Annotated in this window: 19 protein-coding genes; 10 read left to right on the forward strand and 9 right to left on the reverse strand. The window is 70.2% G+C overall.

Features of this window, described 5'->3' with window-relative positions; genetic code table 11:
* Positions 1 to 47: 47 nt before the first annotated feature.
* Positions 48 to 416, forward strand: a complete 369-nt coding sequence (locus ACIBK3_RS02825) for a VOC family protein (protein WP_399361162.1) — start codon at positions 48 to 50, stop codon at positions 414 to 416.
* Positions 417 to 703: 287 nt separating this feature from the next.
* On the opposite strand, the gene ACIBK3_RS02830 is transcribed toward ACIBK3_RS02825, so the two are convergent.
* The 4 genes from ACIBK3_RS02830 to ACIBK3_RS02845 form a co-directional block, all read right to left on the reverse strand.
* Entirely contained in the window at positions 704 to 1927 is a 1224-nt protein-coding gene (locus ACIBK3_RS02830) for an MFS transporter (protein WP_399361164.1), read from the reverse strand.
* A gap of 98 nt (positions 1928 to 2025) precedes the next feature.
* Positions 2026 to 3006 (reverse strand): endonuclease/exonuclease/phosphatase family protein, encoded by a 981-nt coding sequence (locus tag ACIBK3_RS02835; protein WP_399362086.1) that lies wholly within the window; start codon positions 3004 to 3006, stop codon positions 2026 to 2028.
* A gap of 267 nt (positions 3007 to 3273) precedes the next feature.
* Positions 3274 to 3963 (reverse strand): TetR/AcrR family transcriptional regulator, encoded by a 690-nt coding sequence (locus ACIBK3_RS02840; RefSeq protein WP_399361166.1) that lies wholly within the window; start codon positions 3961 to 3963, stop codon positions 3274 to 3276.
* 47 nt (positions 3964 to 4010) lie between these two features.
* Entirely contained in the window at positions 4011 to 5597 is a 1587-nt protein-coding gene (locus tag ACIBK3_RS02845; RefSeq protein WP_399361168.1) for an MFS transporter, read from the reverse strand.
* Positions 5598 to 5877: 280 nt separating this feature from the next.
* Between ACIBK3_RS02845 and panB the strand changes: the two genes are divergently transcribed.
* From panB to ACIBK3_RS02860, 3 genes are all read left to right on the forward strand, one after another.
* Entirely contained in the window at positions 5878 to 6756 is an 879-nt protein-coding gene (panB, locus tag ACIBK3_RS02850; protein WP_399361170.1) for a 3-methyl-2-oxobutanoate hydroxymethyltransferase, read from the forward strand.
* Between the two features lie 200 nt (positions 6757 to 6956).
* Positions 6957 to 7991: an ATP-binding cassette domain-containing protein gene (locus ACIBK3_RS02855; protein ID WP_399361172.1), complete on the forward strand. Its 1035-nt coding sequence runs from the start codon at positions 6957 to 6959 to the stop codon at positions 7989 to 7991.
* On the forward strand, positions 7988 to 8824 hold the full coding sequence (locus ACIBK3_RS02860) for an ABC transporter permease (protein ID WP_399361174.1): 837 nt from the start codon (positions 7988 to 7990) through the stop codon (positions 8822 to 8824). Before ACIBK3_RS02855 ends, ACIBK3_RS02860 begins: the two co-directional genes overlap by 4 nt.
* A 149-nt stretch (positions 8825 to 8973) precedes the next feature.
* Here the strand turns inward: ACIBK3_RS02860 and ACIBK3_RS02865 are convergent, their stop codons facing one another.
* A complete protein-coding gene (locus tag ACIBK3_RS02865) occupies positions 8974 to 12411 on the reverse strand; it encodes an AfsR/SARP family transcriptional regulator (protein ID WP_399361176.1) in 3438 nt (1145 codons plus the stop codon).
* Positions 12412 to 12633: 222 nt separating this feature from the next.
* On the opposite strand from ACIBK3_RS02865, the gene ACIBK3_RS02870 reads away from it, so the two are divergent.
* Complete coding sequence (locus ACIBK3_RS02870) at positions 12634 to 14037, forward strand: recombinase family protein (protein ID WP_399361179.1); 1404 nt, start codon at positions 12634 to 12636, stop codon at positions 14035 to 14037.
* Positions 14038 to 14179: 142 nt separating this feature from the next.
* Positions 14180 to 14977: a site-2 protease family protein gene (locus tag ACIBK3_RS02875; RefSeq protein ID WP_399361182.1), complete on the forward strand. Its 798-nt coding sequence runs from the start codon at positions 14180 to 14182 to the stop codon at positions 14975 to 14977.
* Here the strand turns inward: ACIBK3_RS02875 and ACIBK3_RS02880 are convergent.
* Both ACIBK3_RS02880 and npdG read right to left on the reverse strand, forming a co-directional pair.
* Positions 14967 to 15146 (reverse strand): hypothetical protein, encoded by a 180-nt coding sequence (locus tag ACIBK3_RS02880; protein ID WP_399361184.1) that lies wholly within the window; start codon positions 15144 to 15146, stop codon positions 14967 to 14969. The genes ACIBK3_RS02875 and ACIBK3_RS02880 overlap by 11 nt on opposite strands.
* 103 nt (positions 15147 to 15249) lie before the next feature.
* A complete protein-coding gene (gene npdG / locus ACIBK3_RS02885; RefSeq protein WP_399361186.1) occupies positions 15250 to 15960 on the reverse strand; it encodes an NADPH-dependent F420 reductase in 711 nt (236 codons plus the stop codon).
* Positions 15961 to 16149: 189 nt separating this feature from the next.
* Here npdG and ACIBK3_RS02890 point away from each other — a divergent pair, with 189 nt between their 5' ends.
* Together ACIBK3_RS02890 and ACIBK3_RS02895 are read left to right on the forward strand one after the other, a co-directional pair.
* Positions 16150 to 16752 (forward strand): hypothetical protein, encoded by a 603-nt coding sequence (locus ACIBK3_RS02890; protein WP_399361189.1) that lies wholly within the window; start codon positions 16150 to 16152, stop codon positions 16750 to 16752.
* A gap of 60 nt (positions 16753 to 16812) precedes the next feature.
* On the forward strand, positions 16813 to 18138 hold the full coding sequence (locus tag ACIBK3_RS02895; RefSeq protein WP_399361191.1) for an MFS transporter: 1326 nt from the start codon (positions 16813 to 16815) through the stop codon (positions 18136 to 18138).
* 21 nt (positions 18139 to 18159) lie between these two features.
* On the opposite strand, the gene ACIBK3_RS02900 is transcribed toward ACIBK3_RS02895, so the two are convergent.
* Positions 18160 to 18390 carry a hypothetical protein gene (locus tag ACIBK3_RS02900; RefSeq protein WP_399361193.1) on the reverse strand — a complete coding sequence of 77 codons (231 nt, stop codon included), beginning with the start codon at positions 18388 to 18390 and terminating at the stop codon, positions 18160 to 18162.
* A gap of 58 nt (positions 18391 to 18448) precedes the next feature.
* On the opposite strand from ACIBK3_RS02900, the gene map reads away from it, so the two are divergent.
* Positions 18449 to 19306 (forward strand): type I methionyl aminopeptidase, encoded by an 858-nt coding sequence (map, locus tag ACIBK3_RS02905; protein WP_399361195.1) that lies wholly within the window; start codon positions 18449 to 18451, stop codon positions 19304 to 19306.
* 34 nt (positions 19307 to 19340) lie between these two features.
* Here the strand turns inward: map and ACIBK3_RS02910 are convergent, their stop codons facing one another.
* Positions 19341 to 19985: a PhzF family phenazine biosynthesis protein gene (locus ACIBK3_RS02910; protein ID WP_399361197.1), complete on the reverse strand. Its 645-nt coding sequence runs from the start codon at positions 19983 to 19985 to the stop codon at positions 19341 to 19343.
* 229 nt (positions 19986 to 20214) lie between these two features.
* On the opposite strand from ACIBK3_RS02910, the gene efeO reads away from it, so the two are divergent.
* Positions 20215 to 21366, forward strand: coding sequence for an iron uptake system protein EfeO (efeO, locus tag ACIBK3_RS02915; protein ID WP_399361199.1), 1152 nt, complete (start codon positions 20215 to 20217; stop codon positions 21364 to 21366).
* Positions 21367 to 21376: the final 10 nt, after the last annotated feature.

Genomic DNA, 21376 nt, shown 5'->3' on the forward strand with positions numbered 1-21376 from the left:
AGCCTGACCCGTGTCAGAATACTGACACGGAAAGAAGGAGCACCATCATGCCCGCCACCGGCCCCGACTTCATCTCGCTCCAAGCGCGCGACCTGGACGCTTCGCAGGCGTTCTACGAGCGGTACCTGGGCCTCGTCCGCTCGCAGGCCGGACCTCCGCACGCCGTCGTCTTCGAGACGAAGCCGATCGCGTTCGCACTCCGCGACGTCGTTCCCGGCACCGATCTCGCCTCCGTCGCTCAGCCCGGCATCGGTGCCGCGATCTGGCTCCACGCCACGGACGTCCAGGCCATACACGACGCTCTCGTCGCCGACGGCCACACCATCGTCTCCGCACCGATCGACGGCCCCTTCGGCCGGACCTTCACCTTCGCCGACCCCGACGGCTACCAGGTCACTCTTCACGACCGCGTCTGATCGGCCGAACACCACCGGACGATCACCGATCCCCGAAGACCGCGGTCGCGCCCCCGGCGCGCCGCGGCAGGCCCGCTCGACGCCGGACTCCGTGAACGCCCGCCAGTCGTTGCGGCTGCCCCTGATGCGAGCACGGGGCCGACGGTCCGTGACCGTCGGCCCCGTGGGCGTCTGTCTTGCGATTGTGTGGTGCACGTCGGCGGTGCGGTGCCCTGGGCCCAGGACCCAGAGTCCCGGTACTCAGGGCCCTGGAGAACGTATGGCCCTTCGGCGGGAACACGGCCCGCCTACGACCGCACCATCTCCTCCGACGCCCCCGGCACATGCGTCACGACGATCCGCTCGCGCCCGGTCGCCGGAACGCCGCTGCGACGGTCCACGAGCGTCGCTACGCCGGCCACGATCACGCCGAGCACCGCCAGCCCCGCCCCGGCGAGCGCCGGGGAGGTCGCGCCGAAACCGGCTGCCAGGGCCAGCCCGCCGATCCACGCGCCCCCGGCATTGGCCAGGTTGAAGGCGGCCTGGTTGGCGGAGGAGGCGAGGGAGGGGGCCGCGGAGGCCTTCTCCATCACCATCAGCTGGAGCGGGGAGCCGGTGATGAAGGCGGCCGAGCCGAGGAGGACGACCGCCAGGGCCGCGCTCCACTGGGTGGTCATGAGCAGCGGGAACAGCGCCAGTACGGCCACCAGCGAGATCAGTCCGCCGAACAGCGTGCCGCGCAGCGAGTGGTCGGCGAGGCGGCCGCCCAGCAGGTTGCCCGCTGTCGCGCCCACGCCGAACAGGGCGAGGAGCAGGGTCACATCGGAGTCTGCGTACCCGGCGGCGTCCGTGAGCATCGGCGTGATGTAGCTGTACGCGGAGAACAGGGCCCCGAAGCCGGCGACGGTCGTACCGAGGGCCAGCCAGACGGGGACGGACTTCAGCGCCGCGAGTTCGCCGCCCAGGCCCGTGCCGCCGGTGGCCGTCTCGCCGCGGGGGATCAGTAGGGCCAGCGACGCTATCGCCACCAGGCCGATCGCGCTGACGCCGAGGAACGTGGCCCGCCAGCCCAGGTGCTGGCCCAGGAGGGTGGCGACGGGGACGCCCGCGATGTTGGCGACCGTCAGGCCGAGGAACATCAGGGACACCGAGCGGGCCTTGCGCTCCGGGGCCACCATCGTGGTGGCGACGACGGCGCCCACGCCGAAGAAGGCGCCGTGCGGGAGGCCGCTGAGGAAGCGGGCGGCCAGCAGCAGGTGGTAGTCGGGAGCGAACGCGGAGAGCGCGTTGCCCACCACGAACAGGGCCATCAGACCGATGAGGACCGTACGACGGGACATCCGAGAGGTGACGGCGGCCAGCAGGGGCGCGCCGATAACCACGCCAAGCGCGTACGCCGAGACCAGATGCCCGGCGGTGGGGATCGAGATGTGCAGGTCGTCCGCGACGTCGGGCAGCAGGCCCATCATCACGAACTCGGTCGTACCGATGCCGAAGGCGCCCACGGCGAGGGCGAGCAGGGCCAGGGGCATGAAGAGACCATTGCCTTTCGAGGGAGTGCGAAGTTCCGTTCAGCGTATGTTCCCTTCCGGAACAAAGACCCCTCGCCCCGGTATTCCAGCCGGTCGGCTCAGGAGGACGTGGCGACGTTCACACGCGCGGCCACCGGCAGATGGTCGCTGCTGGTCTCCGGGAGCGACCAGGAGCTCTCCGGCTCGATCCCCTTGACCATGATCTGGTCGATGCGCGCCATCGGGAACGACGCCGGCCAACTGAAGCCGAAGCCGCTGCCCGCCGCGCCCTGCGTGGAGCGCATCTGGGAGGTCACGCCGTTGAGCGCGCGGTCGTTCATGGTGCCGTTCAGGTCGCCGAGCAGGACGACCCGGGTGAGCTTCTCGTGGCCGATGGCCTCGCCCAGCGCGTCCGCGCTCGTGTCCCGCTGCCGGGCCGTGAACCCGGCCTCCAGCTTCACCCGCACCGACGGGAGGTGGGCGACGTACACCGCGACCTGCCCGGCCGGCGCGGTCACGGTGGCGCGCATCGCGCGGGTCCAGCCGAGCTTGATGTCGACGGGCCTGACGCCGGTCAGGGGGTACTTGCTCCACAGCCCGACCGTGCCCTCGACCGCGTGGTACCTGTACGTCGACGCCAGCGCCTGCTCGTACACCGGGACCGCCGACGTGGTCAGCTCCTCCAGGGCCAGCACGTCCGCGCCGGACGCGGCCACGTCCCGGGCGGTGCCGGACGGGTCCGGGTTGTCGGCGTTGACGTTGTGCGTGACTACGGTGAGGTCGCCGCCGGTGCCCGCCTTGTCGCCGAGCAGTCCGCCGAAGAGGTTCAGCCAGACGATCGCCGGGAAGAGCACCGCGATCAGCGCGGTCGCCGACCTGCGCGCCAGCGCGAGCAGCACCAGGACCGGGACGCACAGGCCCAGCCAGGGCAGGAAGGTCTCGGTGAGGCTGCCGAGGTTGCCGATCACGTTCGGGATCTGCGCGTGCAGCAGCATGACCAGGGCGACCAGGACCGAGAGGGCGGCGAGGACCAGACCCCGACGCCAGATCCGCCGGTCACCGAGCCGGCCGCCGAACAGACGGTTCGCCAGCCGGCCCATCAGGCGCCGGATCCGGGTTCCCGGGCGCTCGGGCCCCGAGCCTCCGTTGTCCGTTTCCGTCATGTACGCCTGCTGCGCCATACCGTCGCCTCACTGCCCGCCGTGCACACCGTTCGTTCCCCCTGTCCTAAGACCCTAGGGGATGCCCGGCCTCCTTCCCGCCCGTGTCCGGACGGCCGTACGGGCACGATGACGTACAACTCGGTACGCCCAGTTCCGGGCGCGGGCGGGGAAAGCGCCCGCTGTGACGAAACACGCACGAACGGGCTACGGCGGGGCCGAACTGACGGACGATGAGCTGGCGGAGGGTGAACTGACGGACGATGAACGGACGGACGGTGAGCTGACGGGCCGTAGTCCTTCGAGGACGGTGTCGACGAGCAGCTCCGACAGGCCCTCCGGCAGGTCGGCGTCCGGACGCATCACCGTGCGCAGCAGCATCGGGCCGACGAACAGGTCATTCATCAGTTCGACGTCGACGTCGGCACGCAGTTCACCGGTCCGCTGACCGCGGCGCAGGATCTCCACCTGGAGCCGTCGGCGCGGCTCGACGACCGTCGCGTGGTACGCGGCCCAGATCTTCGGGCTGCTCTTCATCTGGGCGTAGACGTTGTGCAGGAGCACGGAGGAGCGGGTCATCAGGCCGCGCCGGCGCGCGTGTTCCATGACGGCCACGAGGTCGTCGCGCATCGAGGTGCCGGGGAGTTCCGGTTCGGGTGGCTCGGCTGCGCGTACGACGTCGGCGAAGAGCTCCTCCTTGCCGCTCCAGCGGCGGTAGATGGTGGCCTTGCCGACACCGGCGGTACGGGCGATGCGCTCGATGGACAGCTCGGCGAGCGGCACGCCCTCCTCCAGGAGCTTCACCACTCCCTCGACGATGGCGCGCTCCACCGCCTCGCTGCGGGGCCGCCCCTTGGCGGAGCCGCCCCGGACAGGCCGGCTTTCTGCAAGGCTCACGTTGCTCCGTCCCTTCGCCTCACGAGGCTTTCCACCTCCCGGCTCCCCTACTCCCCCGCCTTCACCAACTCCTGCTCCTCCTTGCCCGACTGCGGGCTCGCCGTCTTGCCCGGCAGGTACAGGGCGACGACGACCGCGCCGACCACCGCGACGCCCGCTCCCCACAGCGCGGTGAGGTGCATGGCGTGCAGGAACGCGTCGTTGGCCGGGCCGACGAGGGCATCGCCCCGGGGACCGAGCCGGCCGGCGACGCCGAGGGTCGCCTCGATGGACTCGCCCGCGGTGTGCCGCAGGTTCGCGGGGAGCAGGCCGAGCTTGTCCTCGATGGAGTTGCGGTAGGCCGTGGACAGGACCGATCCGAGGACGGCGATGCCGAGGGCGCCGCCGACCTGACGGAAGGTGTTGCTGAGCGCGGAGGCGGAGCCGGCCTTCTCGCGCGGCAGGGCCTGCATGATGACGACGCTGGTCGGCGTCATGATGTGCGCCATGCCGGTGCCCATCAGGAAGAAGATGACCTCGAGGATCCAGATCGGGGTGTCCGCGTCCAGGGTGGCGAACGCGGCCAGCATCGCCGCGATGAGCGCCATGCCGGCCGTGGTGGTGGCCCGGTTGCCGAAGCGTTCGACGATCAGCCGGGCGCGCGGCGAGAAGATCATCTGGGCGGCGGCCAGCGGCAGCATCAGCAGGCCGGTCTGCAGCGGGGAGTAGCCGCGCACGCTCTGGGTGTAGAAGACCGAGAAGAAGGTCACGCCCATCAGCGCGAAGAAGACCAGCGCTATGGCGGCGATCGCGGCCGAGAACACCTTGTTCTTGAAGTAGGTGACGTCGATGGACGGGTGGTCGCTGCGCTTCTCGAACAGCACGAAGCCGACGAGTACGGCGAGACCCGCGCCGATGGTCGCGAGGACCTGCGGGTCGGTGAAGTCGGCGAGCTGGCCGCCCTTGATGATGCCGTAGACCAGCAGCACGAGACCGATGACGGACAGGACCACGCCGCCGGGGTCGATCCGGCCGGGCCGGGGGTCGCGGGAGTCGGGCACCAGCCAGAGCATCAGCCCGAGCGCGAGGAGGACGATCGGCACGTTGATGAGGAAGACCGAGCCCCACCAGAAGTGGGCGAGCAGAACGCCGCCGGTGATCGGGCCGATGGCGATGGCGAGGCCGACCCCGCCGGCCCAGATGCCGATCGCCTTGGGCTGCTCCTCCCGCTCGAAGACGTTCATCAGGACCGCGAGGGTGGCGGGCATGACGAAGGCCGCGCCGAGGCCCATCACCGCGCGGAAGATGATCAGCTCGGTCGGCGAGCCGGAGAAGGCGGCGAGGGCGGAGCCGATGCCGAACACGGCGAGACCGCCGAGCAGGACCTTCTTGCGGCCCAGCCGGTCGCCGAGGAGGCCCGCGGTGAACAGCAGGCCCGCGAAGACGAGGGTGTAGGCGTTGATCGCCCACTCCAGCTCGCTCTGGGTGGCGCCCAGGCCGGTGGGGGCGGGGGTGGAGATCGTCTTGATGGCGACGTTCAGGATCGAGTTGTCGAGCACCACGATCAGCAGGCTCAGCATCAGCACACCGAGGATCGCCCAGCGGCGCCGGTGCACCGCCTCCGGAACGCGGGAATCAGGGACGGCTGTAGTCATGGGTTCGAGCCTAGGACAAATAAGATACGAGACCGTCTCGTATCGTAAATACTTTACCCAGATCATACGTTCCGCGCGCGCCGAGGGCTCGGACCGCAGGGGCCTGCGTCGCAAGGCCTCCGTCACAAGGCCTCGATCACAAGGCCTCGATCACAAGGTCTCGATCACAAGGTCTCGATCACAGGGGCCTCCCCTAGCCCTCACTGGCACGAGGTGCCACCATGGAGACGATCCGGGGACGCCGTCAGGGCGCCTCGAGATGACTGAAGGAGCCGTTGCCATGACGCAGCTCTCGGCTGCCCAGCCCCTGCGGAACAGCACCCCCGACGGCAGCAGCAGGACGCTGTACGGGGGTAAGGGCACCCGCCGTATCACCGTCCGCGACCTCGCCGCCGCCAAGGAGCGCGGCGAGAAGTGGCCCATGCTCACCGCGTACGACGCGATGACCGCGTCCGTCTTCGACGAGGCCGGGATCCCGGTCATGCTCGTCGGGGACTCCGCGGGCAACTGTCACCTGGGGTACGAGACCACCGTGCCCGTCACCCTCGACGAGATGACGATGCTGTCGGCGGCCGTCGTACGGGGCACGAACCGCGCCCTCATCGTCGGCGACCTGCCCTTCGGCTCGTACCAGGAGGGCCCGGTGCAGGCGCTGCGCTCGGCGACCCGGCTGGTGAAGGAGGCCGGGGTCGGCGCGGTCAAGCTGGAGGGCGGGGAGCGCTCGCACCGGCAGATCGAGCTGCTGGTGGAGTCCGGGATCCCGGTGATGGCGCACATCGGTCTCACCCCCCAGTCCGTGAACGCCATGGGCTACCGCGTCCAGGGGCGCGGCGAGGAGGCGGCCCAGCAGCTGCTGCGGGACGCGAAGGCCGTCCAGGACGCGGGAGCGTTCGCGGTGGTCCTCGAACTCGTTCCGGCGGAGCTGGCGGCCGAGGTGACCCGGGTGCTGCACATCCCGACGGTCGGGATCGGGGCCGGCCCCGAGACGGACGCGCAGGTGCTGGTGTGGACCGACATGCTGGGACTGACCGGCGGTCGGGTGCCGAAGTTCGTGAAGCAGTACGCGAATCTGCGTGAGGTCATGGGGAACGCGGCGAAGGCGTTCGCGGAGGACGTGGTCGGCGGCACGTTCCCGCAGGAGGAGCACTCCGTCCACTGAGCCCCGGCTGAGCCATTGCGGCACCACAGCAGCCCGCCGATCTTCCCCCGTCGGCGGGCTGCCCCGTTGTGCGGGCCGTGCGGCCGAAGGTCAGCGGCGCCAGGGCGGTCACCTCGGCTGTCGGCCGGCTGTAGGCGCCGACAAACCGCTGTCGGCGGTATGTCGGAGCTTTGTCGGCGGGGGCTGGCACTGTCATCCCCATGACGCGAATCGACAAGAACCCAGGTGGCGCCGGCAGCGCCGTGACCGTGCGGGGACTGGTCAAGCACTACGGGGAGACCAAGGCACTGGACGGGGTCGACCTGGAGGTGCGGGAGGGCACCGTGATGGGGGTCCTCGGGCCGAACGGGGCCGGGAAGACCACCCTGGTGCGGATCCTGTCCAGCCTGATCCAGCCCGACGCCGGGCAGGCGACCGTGGCCGGCTACGACGTCGTACGGCAGCCCCGGCAGTTGCGGCGAGTGATCGGGCTCACCGGCCAGTACGCCTCCGTGGACGAGAAGCTCCCCGGCTGGGAGAACCTGTACATGATCGGGCGGCTGCTCGACCTGCCCCGCAAGGCGGCCCGGGCCCGCGCCGACGAACTGCTGGAACGTTTCTCGCTCACCGACGCGGCCAAGCGCCCGGCTTCGACGTACTCCGGCGGTATGCGACGGCGGCTCGACCTGGCCGCCTCCATGATCGGCCGGCCCTCCGTGCTGTTCCTCGACGAGCCCACCACCGGCCTCGACCCGCGCACCCGCAACGAGGTGTGGGACGAGGTCAAGCGGATGGTCGGCGAGGGGGTCACCGTGCTGCTCACCACCCAGTACATGGAGGAGGCCGAGCAGCTGGCCTCCGAGCTGACCGTCGTCGACCGCGGCAAGGTGATCGCGGGCGGCGCCATCGAGGAGCTGAAGGCGAAGGTCGGGGGGCGGAGCCTGCGGGTCAGGCCGGCCGATCCGCTGCAGCTGCGGCCCCTCGCCGACGCGCTGGACGAGCTGGGCATCACCGGGCTCGCCACCACCACCCTCGACACCGAGCGCGGTGCCGTCCTGGTTCCGATCCTCAGCGACGAGCAGCTGACCGCCGTGGTCGGCGCGGTCACCGCGCGCGGCATCACGCTCTCCTCCATCGTCACCGAACTGCCCAGCCTGGACGAGGTGTTCCTGTCCCTCACCGGCCACCGCGCCAGTGCCCCGCAGGACGCCACGCCCGCCGAGTCCCCCGCCGACCGTCAGGAGGCCGTCGTATGAGTGCCACCACCGCAACCGTCCCCGACCTCACGGGAGCGGACCTCACAGGAGACGCCCGTATCCCGCTGCGCGGGCATCTGCGTCACACCGGGGCCCTGATCCGCCGCAACCTGCTGTGGATCCGGCAGGACCCGGAGTCGATGTTCGACGCGCTGCTGATGCCGGTCGTCTTCACCCTGCTGTTCGTGTTCGTTTTCGGCGGCTCGATCGGGCAGTCCCTCGGCGGCGGGCAGGACGCGTACGTGCAGTACGTGATCCCCGGCATGCTGGCGATGATGGCCATGACGATGTCCCAGGGCGTCGGCACCGGCTTCAGCCAGGACTTCAACTCCGGTGTCATGGACCGCTTCCGGTCCCTGCCGATCGGCCGCGGCTCGGTGCTGTTCGCGAAGATCGCGGTGGAGCTCGGGCGGATGCTGTTCGCCACCACCGTGCTGATGATCGTCGCCGTCCTGGTCGGTTTCGACATCACCGACTGGCCCGGCCTGTTCGCGACCGTGGGTCTGTCCGCGCTGTTCTCCTCGTCGATCATGTGGGTGTTCCTCACCCTGGGCGTGGTCATGAAGAGCGCGCAGTCCGTGCAGGCGATGGGCTTCCTGGTGCTGTTCCCGCTGCAGTTCGGCTCGTCGATCTTCGCGCCGACCCAGTCGATGCCCGGCTGGCTGCAGGCCTTCACCGACTACAACCCGCTGTCCACGCTCGCCGACGCGGCCCGCGGACTGATGGTGGGCGGCCCGGTCGCGCACGACCTGTGGGTGACGGTCGCCTGGTCGGTGGCGATCACGGCGGTGATGGCGCCGGTCGCCATCCACAAGTTCCGTACGAAGAGCTGACGCGCCGGCGTACGGCATGTCGACGCGTACGACATGCCGGTGCAGACGATGCCGATGCCGTACGACAGGCCGGTGCGTACGACATGCCAGTGCTTACCACAGGCCGGTGCGCGCACGACACGACGGTGCGTACGACACGACGGTGCGCGTCAGACCAGGGCGGTGACCTCCGCGGCGGAGAGGTCACCGCCCTCCGCGTACGCCGCCTCGTAGGCCTCGTCGCCGAGCGCGCCCCGCAGGTGCCGCTCGGCACGGCCGTACACCTCGCGCTCCAGGGATGTCACGACATGCCCGGCCGGCAGCAGCGCCCGCGCGGCGCCGACGCAGCGGGCACCGTCACGGGCCCGGCGGCCGCCGTCGATCTCGGCGAGGCTGAGCGCGGCGACACCCAGGTACAGCGGGCGCATGTGCGGGCCGATGGCCTCGGCCAGCGGGTCCTCGGCCATCCGGAGCGCCTGCCGGGCCTTGTCGAGGGACTCCTCGTAGTTGCCGTCGACCGCCTCCAGCCAGGCCTCCGAGCCGGTGACGAACGCGTCGAAGACGACGAAGTGGACGATCTTGAACTCCTCGCGCACCAGCCGCAGTTGCTCGCGCGCCTCCGGGATCCGGCCGGTCACGGCGAGGTGGCCCGCGAGGAACATCCGGGCCGCGGGCATCGCCTGGCCGGTGGAGCCGATCGGCTGCTCGATCACCTCACGCAGGACCTGTTCGCCCCGCTCGGTCTGGCCCGCCTCCATGAGCGCGCCGCCGAGCCGGGCGCCCAGCACCGCCATCTGGGCGCGGGCGCCGAGGCGCTCGGCGTGCTCGATCGCCGCCTCGTAGTCGGCGGCGGCGAGCAGGTACTCGCCGATACGTTCCCGGGCCTCGCCGCGCGCGGAGAGGGCCTCGGCGATTCCCCAGACGTCGCCGAGCCGGTGGAAGATCTCCAGCGACTCGTCGGCGTCGCGGGTCGCGTCGCCCGCCCAGTCGCTGCGGTTGGCGAGGATGTTGGCACGCAACTGGAGCATGGAGGCGAGCTCCCATTCCATGCCGGAGGTGGAGCGGCAGGTGCGGACGGCGGCGTCGAGGATCTCGGGCAGCCGGTCCACGTTGCCGCTCAGCATCACGGCGTAGAACCAGAGCATGCCGGGTGTGCGGCAGGTCTGTGGGAGGCCGGGTTCGTACACCTCGGTGATCAGGCGCAGCTTCTCCTTCGCCCGCGGTGACTCCCAGGCCTCCAACTCCGTGTCCATGCACGCCAGATGGGCGAGGTGGACACCGCGCCGGGCCTCGGTGAGGAGTTCTCCGGTGAGCGGGGGCGGCACGTCGGTGCAGCGCTCCCAGACCGGGGCGGCCTTGCGGACGGGTGCGGTGTACGGGTCGGGGCCGAGGGCCATCACCTCGGCGCACCAGTTGCGCGCCTCGATGCGCGCGTCGCGCATCTGCCAGTACCAGGCCAGCGACAGCACGAGGCAGATCGCCTCCTGTTCGTCGCGCTCGGCGACGGCGTGCCGCAGGGCGGTGCGGAGGTTCTCGTACTCGCGCTCCAGCCGTTCGACGGCGGCGAGTTGACCGGGGCCGCGCAGCAACGGGTCGGTGGTGCGAGCCAGTTCGCGGTAGTAGGCCAGGTGGGCACGCTCGGCCTCGGCACGACGGCCGGTCTCGTCGAGCCGTTCGCCCGCGTACTCGGCGACCGTTTCGAGGAGCCGGTAGCGCATCCCGCCCTCGCCCGAAGGCGCGGCCACCACAAGGGACTTGTCGACCAGCGAGCCGAGGGCGTCCAGCACGGTGGGCCCGCAGACGGCCTCCGCGGCGGCCAGGTCGCAGCCGCCCGCGAACACCGACAGCCGCCGCAGCACGTCACGTTCGTCCTCGTCCAGCAGCTCCCAGGACCAGTCGACGACGGCCCTGAGCGTCTGCTGGCGGGGCAGGACGGTACGGCTGCCGGAAGTGAGCAGACGGAACCGGTCGTCCAGTCGGTCGGCGATCTGGCGGGGCGTCAACATCCGCAACCGGGCGGCGGCGAGCTCGATCGCGAGGGGCAGTCCGTCGAGCCGCCGGCAGATCTCCGCGCAGGCTTCCGGATCGTCCTGTGTCGTGAAGCCCGGGCGGGCCGCCGCACCCCGCTCGACGAGCAGTCGCAGCGCGACCGGTTCGGGCAGCGGCTCCACGGGTCGCAGCAACTCCCCTGGTACGCCGAGGGGTTCGCGACTCGTGGCCAGCACCGTCAGTCCCGGACAGCGCTCGAGCAACTCCTCGACGAGCCGGGCCGCCGCCTCGACGACGTGCTCGCAGTTGTCCAGGATGATCAGCATCCGGCGCCTGCCGCAGTGCTCCGCGAGCCGCTCGACCGGGTCGTCGTGCCGATCCGTCCCGGCCCGCATCGCCTCGGCACCGGCGCCGTAGAGCACGGTCTCGCGGGCCCCTACGGCGGTCAGCACGGCCTCCGGTACGGCGTCCGGGTCGTCGACGGGCGCGAGTTCGGCCAGCCAGACCCCGTCCCGGGCCGCGTCCCGTACAGCCTCGGCAGCCTCCTGCGACAACCGCGTCTTCCCGGCCCCACCGGGACCGAGCAACGTCACGAGCCGGGCCGCCGCCAGGTCACCCCGGATGGCGTCGATATCGGCCTCCCGGCCGACGAAGGAGGTCAGGCGGGCACGGAGGTTGCCGGGGGGTGGGGGTGGAGGCGGGGGTGCCGGCGGAGGTGGGGGTGAGGATGCCGGTGGGGGTGGGGGTGGGGGCGGGGGTGCGGGGGTGGCGAGGGGCTCGGTGGCGGGAGTGGAGGCGGTCGGGGCGTGAGAGCCGCGGTCGGGATCCGACGGAGCATGAGAGCCGGGACCGGGAGCCGGCCACGCGTGAGCTGCGCCGTTGGGATCCGACGGGGCATGCAGCAACTCCCCGTGCAGGGCACGCAGTTCCGGACCCGGGTCCGCTCCGAGTCGCTCTGCCAGCAACTGCCGTACGTCCTCGTACGCGGCCAGGGCCTGGGCTGTGCGGCCCGTGTCGCGCAGGGCGCGCAGGCGGAGGGTCTGGAGGGACTCGTCGAGCGGGTGCGCGTCGCACAGGGCGGTCAGTTCGGGCAGGGACTGGTCGGCGTGGCCGAGGGCGAGGGCGGCGGTGTGGCGGGCGCGCAGCACATCGAGGCGCCGGGTCTCCCAGCGGGCCGCCTCGGCGGTGCGGTCGGGGAGGTCGGCGAGGGCGGGGCCGCCCCACAGGGCGAGGGCGTCGTCGAGGGTGCCGGCCGCCTTCGCGGGGTCGCCGTCGGCCAGGGCGCGGGTGCCGTCGCCGGCCAGCCGCTCGAAGCGGTGCAGGTCGATGTCGTCCGGCGCGGCGGCGAGGCGGTATCCGCCGTCAGCGGAGGCGACCGCGTCCGCGCCGAGCGTCCGGCGCAGCCGGCCCACCAGCGCCTGCAGCGCGCCCGTCGCGTCGGCGGGCGGGTCGCCGCCCCACACCTCGTCGACCAAGAGGCTTGCGGGGACGGGGCGGCCGGGCCGCAGGGCGAGCACGGTCAGCAGCGCGCGCAGCCGCGCTCCGCCGACCGGGACGGTCCTGCCGTCGGGGTGGAGTGCCTGGGTGGTGCCGAGGATGCGGTAGCGCACGGGGTCCATTGTCTCCGGTGCCGTCGGAGCCGGTCACGGGGTTTCTTCGGTGCGGCGGCCACAAGACCGCAAGGTCGGTACGTTAACCGAAGCCGGCCGGCGCCGTGGCCGAAGGCGCGGAGCCCCAGCCGAAGGCGCGGAGCCAGGGCCGGAGGCCGGAAACCAGAGCCGAGATGGCTAATTCATCGAACTCCCAGCTGCTTAGATACAAGCACGCTACCCTCCGACTCCATGGGGAGATCTCCGAGGGCACTCATCACCGTCCGGCTGACTGTCCAGACCGAATCGACGACCAGTCTTGAGAGGCAGATCGAAGAATGTGAGTCCTTCTGTGCGCTGCATGGTTGGCAAGTAGTGGGTGTCGCCAGAGATCTTTCCGTCTCTGCCACCGCAGTTCCGCCGTGGAAGCGTCCAGAACTGTCCCGGTGGCTCGACGATCGCGCCCCTGAATTCGACGTCATCGTCTTCTGGCGGCTCGATCGCTTCGTGCGCCGGGTCGGTGACTTGCACCAGATGATCGAGTGGGCCGAGAGCCACGGAGACAAGGGGCTGGTGTCCGCCACCGAACCGTTCGACCTCACGAGTCCGACGGGGAAGGCGACGGCCACCATGATCGCCACCTTCGCCCAGAGGGAAGCCCACGCCGCCGCCGAGCGGGTCACCTCATCGCGCGCCCACCTGCTCACCTCCTCACGCTGGGGCGGCAGCTCACCGCCCTTCGGCTATCGCACCTACGCGAGAGACGGCGCCCGTTACCTGGAAGTCAACCCAAAGACAGCAGAAATCGTCAGGGAGGCTGCTCGACGCGTCATCGGCGGCGAACCGGTCAACGCCATCTGCCGAGACTTTGAAGAGCGGGGCGTGCCTGCTCCCGCAGACACCTATCAGCGCAACAAATCAGGCAAGGACTTCATCTGGTATCCCCGCTCTCTGAAGGGAATCCTCACCTCCCCCACGCTGCTGGGCTGGAAGACACGCAGCGAGGTCGTTCCGGGCAAGAGGTACAAGAAGCGGGTCCTGGTTCACGATCAGAACGGCCGCCCAGTCCGTGTAGCTGAGGGTGTGCTGGACCAGGAGTCCTTCGACCGCCTTCAGGATGCCCTGGCCGATTCCGCCTCCCCTATCAGCCGACGCTCCGCAACACCCAAGACCCCGCTCCTCAATGTGATCAAGTGCGGGGGATGCGGAAAGAACCTTCAGCTGCATGCGACCCGGAAACGACGCAGCGACGGGACGTACCGGATCACCGAAAAGATTCGCTGCCTTTCACGCGTCGGCTCCCCGGCATGCCCCGGCTACGCGTTCAGGCCCGATGACGAGATCATCACCCCCGTCCTGGACATGTTGATCCATGCGGTCGGAGGTGCACCTGTCACCCGCCGCGAGTACGTCCAACGAGTCAGGACAAAGGGCGAGTCGAGGCACGTGTCATATGCTGCAAGTGAAGATCACTGGAAGTTTGTGCCACTCGGTACGACTTTCGCTGAGCGATGGCAGAGCATGGGGATCATAGAGGTCGGCGAGGATCTGATCCACGCCGGCATCACCATCCGATGTCACCCGCGAGAACGCGGCGGCCATGCGTTGGAGATTCCCGAAGACTTCCAGGAGCGCCTTGCCAAGTTCCTGGCGTAGCCGACGCCTCACGACGAGTGGGTACGCTCCCCGGCCGTACCCCTCTCTGGACACTTCAGCGCCTCGTGAGAGGTTGTCCGCACATTCACCATCAGGTGGAAGTCACTCCCGTCTGGCCGTCACGTACCAGGAGCCCTGCAGCATGACCACGACTTCACACACGCACGACCAGCGCATCAGCCCCGTCTTCCTGGGGATCACCGCCGTCGCGGCAGTCTCCGGGTGGGCGGTGTGGACGGGCTTCGCATCATCGCCAGGGCTTGCCGTCTTCCTCTTCGTGACCTTGGCCTGGGTGATCTCACTCTGTCTGCACGAGTACGCGCACGCGCGTACCGCGCTGTATGGAGGCGACATTACCGTTGGCGCGAAGGGATACTTGAGCCTCAATCCTCTCGCCTATACCCACGCCCTGCTCAGCATCGTGCTGCCCGTCATCTTCGTGATCATGGGCGGCATCGGACTGCCCGGCGGCGCCGTCTTCATCGAGCGGGGGCGGATCCGGGGACGGTGGCGGCACAGTGTCATCTCGGCGGCCGGCCCGCTGACGAACGTCCTGTTCGCGATCGTCTGCACGGCCCCGTTCTGGCTGGACGCGCTGGACGGCGTACCGACGGACTTCCGGTTCGCGCTGGCCTTCCTCGCCCTGCTCCAGGTCACGGCCGCGATCCTGAACTTCCTGCCGGTGCCGGGCCTGGACGGCTACGGGGTGATCGAGCCCTGGCTGTCGTACAAGATCAAGCGCCAGGTGGAGCCGTTCGCGCCGTTCGGTCTGCTGTTCGTGTTCGCGCTGCTGTGGCTGCCCGCGGTCAACAACACGTTCTTCGACGTGATCGACGCGATCCTGAAGAGCCTCGGGATCAGCGACCTGGACACGTACTGCGGGCAGGAGTTGTACCGCTTCTGGCAGGGGACGAACGAGTTCTGCTCGGTCAGCGGGTGACGGACTTGTGGGCCTTGCCCCGCTTCAGGTAGTACCAGCACATGTTGGACGACAGCCCCGCCAGCAGCACCCAGACGATCCCCAGCCAGCTGCCCTGCGCGAAGGAGACCACTGCCGCGGCCACGGCGAGAAGGAAGACGATCAGGGCATAGAGGCCAAGGCGGGGCATTTCAGTCGACTCCTGTCGGCGAGTTCGGGGGGCTCGGGTGAGCTCGGGGGCTCGGGTGAGCTCGGGGGGACAACGGCTGTGCCCACCAGTGTCCCCCACCCGCTCAAACGTCCGTGACCCGCAGCCCCGCGTGCGCCTTGTACCGGCGGTTCACCGAGATCAGATTGGCGACCAGCGACTCCACCTGGTGGGCGTTGCGCAAGCGCCCCGCGAAGACGCCGCGCATGCCCGGGATCCGGCCGGCCAGCGCCTGGACGATCTCCACGTCGGCGCGCACCTCGCCGAGGACCATGACGTCCGTGTCGATCTCCTCGATCTCCGGGTCCTGGAGGAGGACGGCCGACAGGTGGTGGAAGGCGGCCGTGACCCGCGAGTCCGGCAGCAACGCGGCAGCCTGCTCGGCGGCGCTGCCCTCCTCCGGCTTGAGCGCGTAGGCGCCCTTCTTGTCGAAGCCGAGCGGGTTCACACAGTCCACGACGAGCTTGCCGGCCAGTTCCTCGCGCAGGGACTCCAGGGTCTTGCCGTGCCCCTCCCAGGGCACGGCGACGATCACGATGTCACTGCGGCGGGCGGTCTCGGCGTTGTCGGCGCCCTCGACGCCGTGCCCGAGCTCCTCGGCAGCGGCCTGGGCGCGGTCGGCGGCGCGCGAGCCGATGATCACCTTCTGGCCGGCCCTGGCGAGCCGGTAGGCGAGGCCCTTGCCCTGCGGTCCGGTGCCCCCGAGCACGCCGACGACGAGCTCGGAGACGTCGGGCAGGTCCCAGGGGTCCTTGGCGGGGGCCTTCTGTGCACTCTCGGTATCGGTAGAGGTCATGGGCCCGACTTTACGTCCGTCCCGTCCGCCCCAGACGGCCAGGTGAGCCGCGTCACGGGGACCCGCCGGAAGACGATCCTCCGGCGCTCCACGCAGAGGGACGGACAGTGGGTCGGCTGTCTGCCCAAGGTGGGCGAATTCGGGTGAACCGTGGGTCACGAACGGTCGATTGCGGCAGGATGCGGACGTATGGATGCCGTTCGGGTCGCGTTGTTGCGCGAAGTGCTGGCCGGGACCGAGTGGTTGGGCGCCACGCGCCGGTTCGCGGGCACGCTGCGCGGGTCCGTGGTGTCGCACGGCGGCGGTCTGCTGCTGGTGGGCACACCGGAGTACGAGCCGTGGCATCTCGCGGCTCATCTGGTCGACGAGGCGGCGTGGTCGGGGACACCGGAGCTGACGCCGACACTCGTACGCCATGACGCGCGCCCCTCGGATCCGGCACACCTCGCCGTCGGACCGGGCAGGCTCGCCGCGGCGCGCCGGGGCGAGACGCTGCTCGTGGTGTCGCCGGACGCGCCGGGCGCCGAACTGCTGGAGGGCGTGCACGACGCGCGGCGGGCCGGGGCGACGGTTCTGACGCTCGGCGACGGCGGGAACGAGCTGACGACGATGTCCCACGAGGCGCTGCGCGTGCCGGACGGGGCGGAGCTGGACCTGGACACCGTCCAGCACCTGGTGAGCGCGGCGGCCGGGGAGAACGCGGTGCCGGCGCCACGGGGCCGCCGGAGTTTGCGCGACCGGCTGTCGAGACTGATGGACCAACTGACCGCTCCCCCACCGGCGCGCTGGTAGGCGTACGCCGAGGAAAATGCGGTTGCCCGGGCCGGCCGTACCCACGGACCATGACCCGTCGTGACCGACGACGCCCCCACAAACCCCGACGCCCCCGAACCGCCGGCCGGCCTGCGCGCCCTGCTCCCCGACCTGGCCCCTTGGCGGGCCTCCGTGGACTTCCGGAGGCTGTGGCTGTCCGGGCTGATCACGAACTTCGGGAGTTTTCTGACGTTCGTCGCGCTGCCCGTGCAGATCAAGGAACTCACCGGCTCCGCGGCGGCCGTCGGGGCGATCGGGGCCGTCGAGCTGGTCCCGCTGATCGTCTTCGGGCTGTACGGAGGTGCGCTGGCCGACGCGTGGGACAAGCGGAAGCTGATCGTGTGGACGGAAGCCGGGCAGGGACTGCTGTGCGTGGTCCTGCTGGCCAACGCCCTCGTGCCCAGCCCCGCCGTCTGGCCGTTGTACCTGGTCGCCGCCGTTTCCTCGGCTCTGGTCTCCGTGCAGCGGCCGGCGCTGGACTCGCTGATGCCGAGGATCGTGGCGCACGAGCACCTGCCGGCCGCCGCTTCCCTCAACTCCCTGCGCTGGCAGGTCGGCGGTGTGGCCGGCCCGGCGCTGGCGGGCGTGGTCGTCGCGTTCGCGGGGCTGGGCTGGGCGTACGCCGTGGATCTGGTGACCTTCGCCGTGTCGGTGCTGTTCTGCGTGCGCCTGGCCCCCTCTCCCGCCGCCCGCGAGGCACAGCAGCCGTCGCTGAGGTCCGTCCTCGAAGGCGCCCGGTACGCGTGGAGCCGCAAGGAACTCCTCGGCACGTACGCCATCGACATCGCGGCGATGTTCTTCGCGATGCCGCTCGCCGTACTGCCCTTCCTCGCGGACGAGCTGGACGCCGAGTGGTCGCTGGGCCTGATGTACGCGGCGGTCCCCGCCGGTGCCCTGCTGGTGAGCCTGACCAGCGGCTGGACCTCGCGGATGCACCGGCACGGGCGGATCGTGGTCGTCTCGGCCACGCTGTGGGGCCTCGCGATCGCCGCCGCCGGTCTGTCCGGGAACGTCTGGCTGGTTCTGCTGTTCCTCACCGTCGCCGGCGCGTGCGACATGGTCAGCGGCATCTTCCGGGGCGCCATGTGGAACCAGACGATCCCGGACGAGCTGCGTGGCCGACTCGCCGGAATCGAGCTGCTGTCCTACTCGGTGGGGCCACAGCTCGGCCAGGTCCGGGTGGGCGGCATGGCCGCCTGGCGCGGTGTGCGGACGTCGGTCTGGTCGGGCGGGGTGCTGTGCGTGGGCGCGGTGGGGCTGCTGGCGCTGTGTCTGCCCAAGCTGATGACGTACGACGTCCGGACGAACGAGCACGCGGTGCGGCTGCGCGAGCAGCGCACCGCAGCCTCCCCAGCGAACACGTGAAGTCTCGAATTCTCAGGCGTCTCAGTCGTCGTCGCGGCCGGACGCCGGGGCGTCGTGCCACTTGGGGTCGTTCTCCCACTCGACGTTGCGCTCGCGGGCCGTCGCCATCGCGTGCTCGGCCTCCTTGCGGGAGGCGTACGGCCCGAAGCGGTCCTTGGCCGGGCACTCGGGCCCTTCCTCGACCTTCTTGTGCTCCAGGCAGTAGTACCACTCGCCCGGTTTTCCCACCGTGCGCTTCTTGAACAGGGCCATGACCGGCTCCTTTCGCCACGGACATGGTGCCCCACGTCCGCTGGTTAGACTCGCTGGCATGTCTGGCCAGTCGCTGCTCGTACCAGGGGAGCTGTCTCCCACCCGTTCCGTACCCGGAAACATCCGCCGTCCCGAGTACGTCGGCAAGCCGGCGCCGACGCCGTACACCGGACCGGAGGTGCAGACGCCCGAGACGATCGAGGCTATGCGTGTCGCGGGCCGGATCGCGGCGCGGGCGATGGAGGAGGCCGCGAAGCTGATCGCGCCCGGGGTCACGACCGACGAGCTGGACAAGGTGGCGCACGAGTACATGTGCGACCACGGCGCCTACCCGTCCACACTGGGCTACCGCGGCTTCCCCAAGTCCCTGTGCACGTCGGTCAACGAGGTCATCTGCCACGGGATTCCCGACTCGACGGTGCTGCGGGACGGCGACATCGTCAACCTGGACGTCACCGCGTACATCGGCGGGGTGCACGGCGACAACAACGCGACGTACCTGGTCGGGGACGTCGACGAGGAGAGCCGGCTGCTGGTGGAGCGGACCCGGGAGTCCCTCGACCGCGCGATCAAGGCGGTCCGGCCGGGCCGGCAGATCAACATCATCGGCCGGGTCATCGAGTCGTACGCGAAGCGGTTCGGGTACGGAGTGGTGCGGGACTTCACCGGCCACGGCATCAACTCGTCGTTCCACTCCGGGCTGATCATCCCGCACTACGACAGTCCGCACGCGACGACCGTCATCCGGCCCGGGATGACGTTCACGATCGAGCCGATGCTGACGCTCGGGACCCACGAGTACGACATGTGGGACGACGGCTGGACGGTCGTGACCAAGGACCGCAAGCGGACCGCCCAGTTCGAGCACACGCTGGTGGTGACGGAGTCGGGGGCGGAGATTCTCACCCTGCCCTAGGGGCTGTCGTGGGGGCCGTTGCACGCATGGGCTGTCAGCGCTCCAGGAACACCCGTCCGCCGACCTCCACCCAGCCTCCCGGCTGCGGGGCCGTGAGGATCTGGGAGCCCGCGCCCTGGGTGATGTTGAGGGCGCGGCCCAGTCGGTCGGTGAGGAGGAGGGCCGCCGCGCCGGTCGCCTCGTCCTCCTCGATGCCGTCGTCGCGGCCGGGGAAGGCCCGGGCCCGGACGCGGCCGGCGGACTCGTCCTCCCAGGCCCAGGCGTAGATCCACTCCCCCGGCGGCGGGACGGGCAGGTCGTCGACCTCGGCGGCCGTGGCGTACTGGCGCAGCGTGCGCGGCGGCGCCCACTCCGCCCGCGCCTCGATCCAGCTGAACTCGCCGTCCAGGCGCGCGCCGACGACTCCGGCCGGGGTGATCAGTTCGGGTACGTCGAGGAGCCAGGCCGTGCCGACGCAGGGGTGGCCTGCGAAGGGCAGCCGCAGGGTGGGGGTGTAGATGTCGATGACCCCGCGTTCGGGGTCGTCCACGAACACGGTCTCGCTGAAGCCGAGTTTCCCGGCGAACGCCTGCCGCTCGGCCGGGTCGGGCATGACGGAACCCTCGCGGACGACGCCGAGTTCGTTGCCGTATCCGCCCCTCGCTCCGCAGAAGACGCGGAGTACGTCGTAGTCAGTCACGCGGGCATTGTGCCCGGTGGGAGCGCACGCCGGGACGCTTGACCTATGCTTGACCATTCCATGGGGTCCCTTTTGGGTCGCCGTGATCGGTTCGTGCTCATACACCGTTCATGAGAGCTGAATCACCGATTGGACGGGCGCGACTAAGGAAAACCTTAGGTAAGTTAGGCGAGCCTCGCCTTATGTGAGGCTCGTCACGCGTAGTTTTCGGTCACTCCTTGGAGCCTGCATGCGAGCCGTCAGATTCTCCGCTCTCACCGCCGCCGCCACCGCGGCGGCGCTCGCCGCCGTCACGGGGTGCACCGAGAAGGGCGGTTCGGCGGACGGCGACCGGGTCATCAACGTGACGGCGACGGACGACAAGTGCGAGGTGTCGAAGAAGGAGTTCCCGGCCGGCCACCTCGAACTCGCCATCGAGAACAAGGGTTCCAAGGTCACCGAGGTCTATGTCCTCTTCCCGGACGACCGGATCGTCACCGAGCGGGAGAACATCGGACCCGGCACCAAGCAGAAGGTCACCGCCGAGGTGAAGGCGGGCGACTACCGGATCGCCTGCAAGCCCGGCATGAAGGGCGACGGCATCCGCCAGGACGTCAAGGCCACCGGCGGCACCGCCCTCAAGCGTGACCCGCGCCTGGACAAGGCCGTCGCGGCCTACCGCAAGTACGTGCAGGAGCAGGCCGACGCGACGCTGCCCAAGGCCGAGGCGTTCGCCGCGGCGGTCAAGGACGGCGACATAGCGGCCGCCAAGAAGGCCTACGCGCCCTCCCGTATCGGCTGGGAGCGCACCGAGCCGGTCGCGGAGTCCTTCGGCGACATCGACCCGAAGGTCGACGTCCGCGCCGACGGCCTGGAGAGCGGACAGAAGTGGACCGGCTGGCACCGGCTGGAGAAGGCCCTCTGGCAGGACAAGAAGATCGGCGCCGAGGAGAAGACCCTCGCCGGCCAGTTGATCACCGACCTGAAGGACTGGCAGAAGCGGGTCGGCACGGCCGACATCACCCCGACCTCCATGGCCAACGGTGCCAAGGAGCTGCTCGACGAGGTCGCCACCGGCAAGGTCACGGGCGAGGAGGAGCGCTACTCGCACACCGACCTCGTCGACTTCAAGGCCAATGTCGAGGGCGCCCAGGAGTCGTACGAGCTGCTGAAGCCGGTCGCCAAGGAGAACGACCCCGCGCTGGTCACCGAGCTGGACAAGCAGTTCGCGGCGCTGAACACGCTGCTGGACACCTACCGCGCCGACAAGTCGTCGTACGACTTCGTCTCGTACGACAAGGTCGGCGAGGGCGACCAGAAGAAGCTGTCGGACGGGGTCAACGCGCTCGCGGAGCCGCTGTCCAAGCTCGCCGCCGCCGTCGCCACCGCCAAGCAGGGCTGAGGACACCGCC

It is taken from the genome of Streptomyces sp. NPDC050287 (genome assembly GCF_044459385.1).
Taxonomy (GTDB): Bacteria; Actinomycetota; Actinomycetes; order Streptomycetales; family Streptomycetaceae; genus Streptomyces.